Raw genomic sequence first — 4,895 nt, 5'->3', positions numbered from 1 at the left:
TCGTCCTCGGCCCGGGGCAGCGGCCCGCGGCGGCGACCGGGCGGGGCGACCGGGGAGCGCACCATCACTGACCGTCGAAGAGCCGGAGGCGGTGGCCGACATGGCTGATGGTGGAGTAGGCCAGCAGCCGCTTGACGTGGTGCTGCAGCACGCACATCACGGCGCCCAGTAGCGCGGCGGCGGCGCCGAGGACGGCGATGCCGCGCAGCGGGACCAGCCCCGCGAACACCGCCCAGTACGTCCGCGCCACCCCGTACACGCCGAGTTCGACCATGACGCCGGAGAACAGCACGCACACGGGGGTGGGCGCGACGGCGTGGGCGTCGGCGAGCCAGAAGTGGAAGGGGACGGCGGCGGCCTTGACCAGGTAGCCGGTGCAGACCAGCACGAACGCGGCCGTGACGAGCGCCCCGCCCCGAACCCGCGCCCGCGTCGCCGCCGGCGCCGGACAGGTGGCGTCCGATGGCGGCCAGGCCCAGCTGCCCGGTGCGCCCGTACAGCAGCGCGATCCCGGCCAGGGACAGGTAGGCGCCGATGGACTGGACGATCCCGAAGTTCAGGGCGCCGTGCACGGTCGCGGGCTCCTCCGCCCGGTACCCGGTGAGCGCGAACGCCACCACGCTCATCAGCTCGAAGAACACGAACGCGTCGAACAGGTCCCCGGTGTAGACGAACCCGCACATCGACGCCAGGAACAGCAGCACCAGCGCGTGGAAGATCGCCTGGATCTCGGTGAAGTACCGCCAGGAGAACGCCAGCGCGGCCAGGGTGAGGGCGGCGGTGACGCAGGCCAGCCCGGCGGCGAGGGGGTCGGCGGCCAGGGGGATGCCGACGCCGGTGCTGGGCCCCCATCCGCCGAGCCAGGCGACCTGGGGGGCGCGGCCGGAGCGGGCGAGGGTGAGCGCGGTCAGGGCGGTGACGGCGGCCGCGGCCGCCAGCGCGGTCGCGTCCACGGCGGGCCGCGGCAGCCACCGCCCGGCGCCGGCGAGCACCGCCGCGGCCAGCACCGGCAGCGCGACGGCGGCCTGCAACGCGACCGCGGTGGAGGGGATCACGATTCCAGCGAGCGCAGCGCGTCGGGGTCCAGGGTGCCGCGCCGCTTGGCGACCTGCACGGCCAGGGCCAGCAGCAGCGCGGTGACGGTGGCGCCGACGACGATGTCGGTGAGGGCCATGGCCTGCACGACGGGGTCGGTGACGGGCGGCCCGGCGGGCGGCGGCGGCCGGTCGGAGAACACCGGCGCGGTGGCGCCGTAGCGGTGCCCGACGGCCAGCAGCAGCACGTAGGTGCCGGACTGGGTGACCGACAGGCACACCACGGCGTGAATCAGGTCGCGGCTGGTGACGATCCCGTACACGCCGGCGAGCATGATCCACCCGGCGGTCAGATAGGGCAGGACGCTCATGCGGGCCCCTCCCGCGTCCGGGCGGCGCCGTGGACGAGCAGCGCCTGGTCGAAGAACTTGGCGACGAGCACGACCAGGGCGCAGCCGACCTCGGCGCCGACGGCGCCGTTGAGGGCGGGGACGCGGCCGGTCGCGGCCTGCCCGGCGGCGGCCAGGGCCAGCAGCGTGAACGCGGCGGCCGCCGCTGCCTCGGCGGACTCCAGCACCGGGACCGGGCGCAGCCGCCGCAGCGCCGGGTAGTCCCCGGCCAGGTAGAGCAGGTGGACGGCGGTGCCGAGGACGACGCCGCCCTGGAATCCGCCGCCGGGGGACTGGTGGCCGTGCGCGACGATGTAGACCCCGGCGACCAGGGTCAGGGGCAGCAGCAGGCACCCGGTGACGCGCAGCGCGTCCGGGACCTCGGCGGGCCCGTGCCGGTGCGCGGCGCCGCGCCGCTCCCCGGCGACGGCGCGCAGCAGCACGACGGCGCCGAGCGCCGCCGCCAGCAGGATCAGCTCCTCCCCGAGGGTGTCGAAGGCGCGCTGGTCGAAGGTGACCGACGCGACGGCGTTGGGGGTGCCCTGCCGGACGGCCTCCCGGACGGCGCGGTCGGCGTAGGGGTGCGACGCGCCGCCGAACGCGGGCAGGCCGAGGACCCCGGCGGTGAACAGCGCGAAGGTCCCGGCGGCGCCGCCGGCGAACAGCAGGAGGCGGGCGCGGGGCGTCACCGGCGCGCCTCCCGCCCGTCCCCGGCCCCCTCACCGCCACCGCCGTCGCTGTGGTCGCGGCGGTGGCGGCGGGCGGCGTGCAGGGCCAGCACCACGATGAGCGGCAGCAGGACCGTCCCGACGCCCAGCTGCGACATCGCGACGTCGGGCGCCTGCAGGATCAGGAACAGCAGCCCCAGCGTCGCCCCGTACCCCGACAGCACGATCGCCTGCCGGACGGGGTCGCGGGTCAGCACGACGGCGGTGGCCATCGCGGCGGTCAGCGCGAGCGCCGCGGTGATGAGCGCGTCGGCGAGCGGCCCCGACAGCGCGTCCGCGGCGACGGTGGTCAGGGCGGCGGTGGTCACGGCTGCTTCACTCCCTTTCACTCCCTTCCGGCGAGGTGGTGGCGCGGTCGGCGGCCTGCCCGGCGGTGATGACGGCGGGCGGCCCGGTCGCGGTCAGCAGCACCGCGATCGCGGCGAGCTTGGCGACGTCGTGCCAGGACGACCAGGGCCGCAGCGCCACCCCGGCGATCAGCAGCGGCGAGGCCAGCGCGGTGACCGGCGCGACCGCGTGCAGCCGCGCCGCGGCGCCGCGGGTGAGGGGCAGCCGCAGCCCGGCGGCCACCGCGACCGCGGCGCCGGCCCAGGTCAGCGCGTCGGCGAGCAGGTCCAGGCTCATCACGGCTCCCGAGGGCTCACAGGGTCCGGTTCAGGAACCGGGCGAACACCAGCGACCCGGCGAACGACAGCAGGGCCAGCACCAGCGCCACGTCCAGGTAGGCGGGGCGGCCGTAGGCGGCGGCCAGCAGCACCAGCACCAGGGTGACCAGCGGCCCGGTGACGATGAGCCCGGCGAGCCGCGTCGCGGGACGCCCGCGCAGCGTGCCCAGCAGCGCCGGCGCGAGACCGCCGAGCATGAGCACCAGCGCGGGGACCGCAGTGCCGGCGGCGCCGCCCGTCACGACGCGCCGCCGCCGCGTCCGGGACCGATGAGCCCGGCCGCGCGCAGGCTCCGCTCGAAGGGCGACGGCCCCCGCGCCAGGCGGTGGACCCGCACGATGCCCCGCCCGGGGTCGACGCCGCCGACATAGGAGGCGGGAGAGGCCGACAGCAGCAGCGCCGCGGCGCCGAGCCCGGCAGGACCGGGCACTGCGGGACCGGGCACTGCGGGCAGTTCCGTCCAGTGCCCGCCGGACGCGCCGCGCACGGTGATCCGGGCGGTGTCGGCGACCACCTGGACGGGCAGCCGCGCCAGCGCCGCCGCGACCCGGCCCGCAGCCGGCGCGGCCCGCGGGCCCCGCTCACCGCCGCCGTTGAGCAGGGCGGGGCGCGCGGCGACCGCGGCGGCGGCGCCGGCCGCTGCCGCCGCCGCCGCGACCGCGACCTCCGTCGGGGAGATCGCCGGCACCAGCCCGAGGTAGACCGCCATCAGCGCCGTCCACCAGGCCAGCGGCTCGGCGGCCCGGCGGACGCCGCCGGGCGCATGGGGGAGTGTTGGGGCGGACATGACCTCCGCCATACCCGGACCGACGATTCCAACCGTCCCGCCCGGGCGCCGGGCCCCGCGCGGCGCCGATGTTTGGCGGGTTCCGCCGGGGTAGGGCGCGCTAAGCGCAGGCACGGCGAAACCCAGTGGCGCAGGGGAGGCGTGGATGACCAGGTACGGGTACTTCCTGGCGACCGAGGAGCACCAGCCCGCCGAGCTGATCCGGCAGGCGCGGATGGCCGAGGAGGCCGGGTTCGAGGCCCTGTGGATCTCCGACCACTTCCACCCGTGGCTGGACGAGCAGGGCCAGGCGCCGTTCGCCTGGTCGGTGATCGGCGCGCTGTCGCAGGTGACGTCGCTGCCGATCGGGACCGCGGTGACGTGCCCGCTGGTGCGCACCCACCCGGCGATCGTGGCGCAGGCGGCGGCGACGAGCGCGGTGCTGACCGGCGGCCGGTTCACCCTCGGCGTCGGGACGGGCGAGTTCCTCAACGAGCACATCCTCGACTCGCGGTGGCCGCCCGCCGCCGAGCGGCTGGAGATGCTGGAGGAGGCCGTCGAGCTGATCCGCCGGCTGTTCACCGGCACGCTCGTCACCCACCGCGGCGAGCACTACCGGCTGGACACCGCGCGGCTGTACACGCTGCCGGACGAGCCGCCCCCGATCCACATGTCCGGGTTCGGCGCCAAGGCGGCGACGCTGGCCGGGCGCCTGGCCGACGGGTTCATCTGCATGATGCCCGACGCCGACCTGGTGAAGGTGTTCCGGCACGGCGGCGGCGAGGGCAAGCCGGTGCAGGGCGGGCTGAAGGCGTGCTGGGGGCCCGACGAGGCCGAGGCGCGCGAGACCGCCCGCCGGATCTGGGGCAGCGACTACCTGCCCGGCGAGGCCAACCAGCTGCTGCCGCTGCCGCGCCAGTTCCGGCAGCTGACGCAGCTGGTGACCACCGACATGGTGGCCGAGGCGGTGCCGTGCGGACCCGACCCGGCGGTGCACGAGCGGGCCCTGCGCGCCTATGCCGACGCCGGCTACGACGACGTGTTCGTCTCGCAGATCGGGCCCCGCGCCGACGGGTTCTTCGAGTTCTACGCCGGCGAGGTCCTGCCGCGCCTGCGCGGCGGCTGACCCGCCCCACGCCCACCCCGCACGACCACTGCCCAACGATTCCCCGAAGGAAGGAAGGAAGGACGATGGAAACCCCCTCGGTTCCCGGCAACGGGTCCGGACAGGTGAAGCAGAACGCGGCCCGGCTCGGCGGGAACGCCGCCGGCGCGGGCCGGTCCGCCGGCGCGGCCTGCGCGGTCGCGCCGGC

Annotated in this window: 8 protein-coding genes and 1 pseudogene; 1 reads left to right on the top strand and 8 read right to left on the bottom strand. The window is 76.7% G+C overall.

What is annotated here, in order from left to right; genetic code table 11:
- Nucleotides 1-64 precede the first annotated feature (64 nt).
- From AB0K34_RS46000 to AB0K34_RS45965, 8 genes and pseudogenes are all read right to left on the bottom strand, one after another.
- Nucleotides 65-388, bottom strand: coding sequence for a proton-conducting transporter membrane subunit (locus AB0K34_RS46000; protein ID WP_364554830.1), 324 nt, complete (start codon nt 386-388; stop codon nt 65-67).
- Nucleotides 389-512: 124 nt separating this feature from the next.
- Nucleotides 513-626, bottom strand: a pseudogene (locus AB0K34_RS45995) (hypothetical protein); the annotation flags it as partial.
- 425 nt (nt 627-1,051) lie between these two features.
- A complete protein-coding gene (locus AB0K34_RS45990) occupies nt 1,052-1,405 on the bottom strand; it encodes a sodium:proton antiporter (protein ID WP_138635746.1) in 354 nt (117 codons plus the stop codon).
- Nucleotides 1,402-2,112: an MnhB domain-containing protein gene (locus AB0K34_RS45985; RefSeq protein ID WP_364554828.1), complete on the bottom strand. Its 711-nt coding sequence runs from the start codon at nt 2,110-2,112 to the stop codon at nt 1,402-1,404. The genes AB0K34_RS45990 and AB0K34_RS45985 overlap by 4 nt, the downstream gene beginning before the upstream one ends.
- A complete protein-coding gene (locus AB0K34_RS45980; RefSeq protein WP_364554826.1) occupies nt 2,109-2,459 on the bottom strand; it encodes a DUF4040 domain-containing protein in 351 nt (116 codons plus the stop codon). The genes AB0K34_RS45985 and AB0K34_RS45980 overlap by 4 nt, the downstream gene beginning before the upstream one ends.
- Nucleotides 2,460-2,466: 7 nt before the next feature.
- Nucleotides 2,467-2,775, bottom strand: coding sequence for a monovalent cation/H(+) antiporter subunit G (locus AB0K34_RS45975; RefSeq protein WP_364554824.1), 309 nt, complete (start codon nt 2,773-2,775; stop codon nt 2,467-2,469).
- Nucleotides 2,776-2,791: 16 nt separating this feature from the next.
- Entirely contained in the window at nt 2,792-3,058 is a 267-nt protein-coding gene (locus AB0K34_RS45970) for a monovalent cation/H+ antiporter complex subunit F (RefSeq protein WP_301178218.1), read from the bottom strand.
- Nucleotides 3,055-3,603 (bottom strand): hypothetical protein, encoded by a 549-nt coding sequence (locus AB0K34_RS45965; protein ID WP_364554822.1) that lies wholly within the window; start codon nt 3,601-3,603, stop codon nt 3,055-3,057. Before AB0K34_RS45965 ends, AB0K34_RS45970 begins: the two co-directional genes overlap by 4 nt.
- 145 nt (nt 3,604-3,748) lie before the next feature.
- On the opposite strand from AB0K34_RS45965, the gene AB0K34_RS45960 reads away from it, so the two are divergent.
- Nucleotides 3,749-4,708: a TIGR03557 family F420-dependent LLM class oxidoreductase gene (locus tag AB0K34_RS45960; protein WP_364554820.1), complete on the top strand. Its 960-nt coding sequence runs from the start codon at nt 3,749-3,751 to the stop codon at nt 4,706-4,708.
- The last annotated feature ends 187 nt before the right edge of the window (nt 4,709-4,895 follow it).

It is taken from the genome of Actinomadura sp. NPDC049382 (assembly GCF_040677125.1).
Taxonomy (GTDB): Bacteria; Actinomycetota; Actinomycetes; order Streptosporangiales; family Streptosporangiaceae; genus Spirillospora; species Spirillospora geliboluensis.
This window is presented reverse-complemented; position numbering and strand designations above follow the sequence as displayed.

Coding starts and splice junctions, on each gene's coding strand:
- AB0K34_RS45965 (WP_364554822.1), bottom strand. CDS start 3,603: ATGTCCGCCCCAACACTCCCCCATGCGCCCGGCGGCGTCCGCCGGGCC.
- AB0K34_RS45975 (WP_364554824.1), bottom strand. CDS start 2,775: ATGAGCCTGGACCTGCTCGCCGACGCGCTGACCTGGGCCGGCGCCGCG.
- AB0K34_RS45960 (WP_364554820.1), top strand. CDS start 3,749: ATGACCAGGTACGGGTACTTCCTGGCGACCGAGGAGCACCAGCCCGCC.
- AB0K34_RS45990 (WP_138635746.1), bottom strand. CDS start 1,405: ATGAGCGTCCTGCCCTATCTGACCGCCGGGTGGATCATGCTCGCCGGC.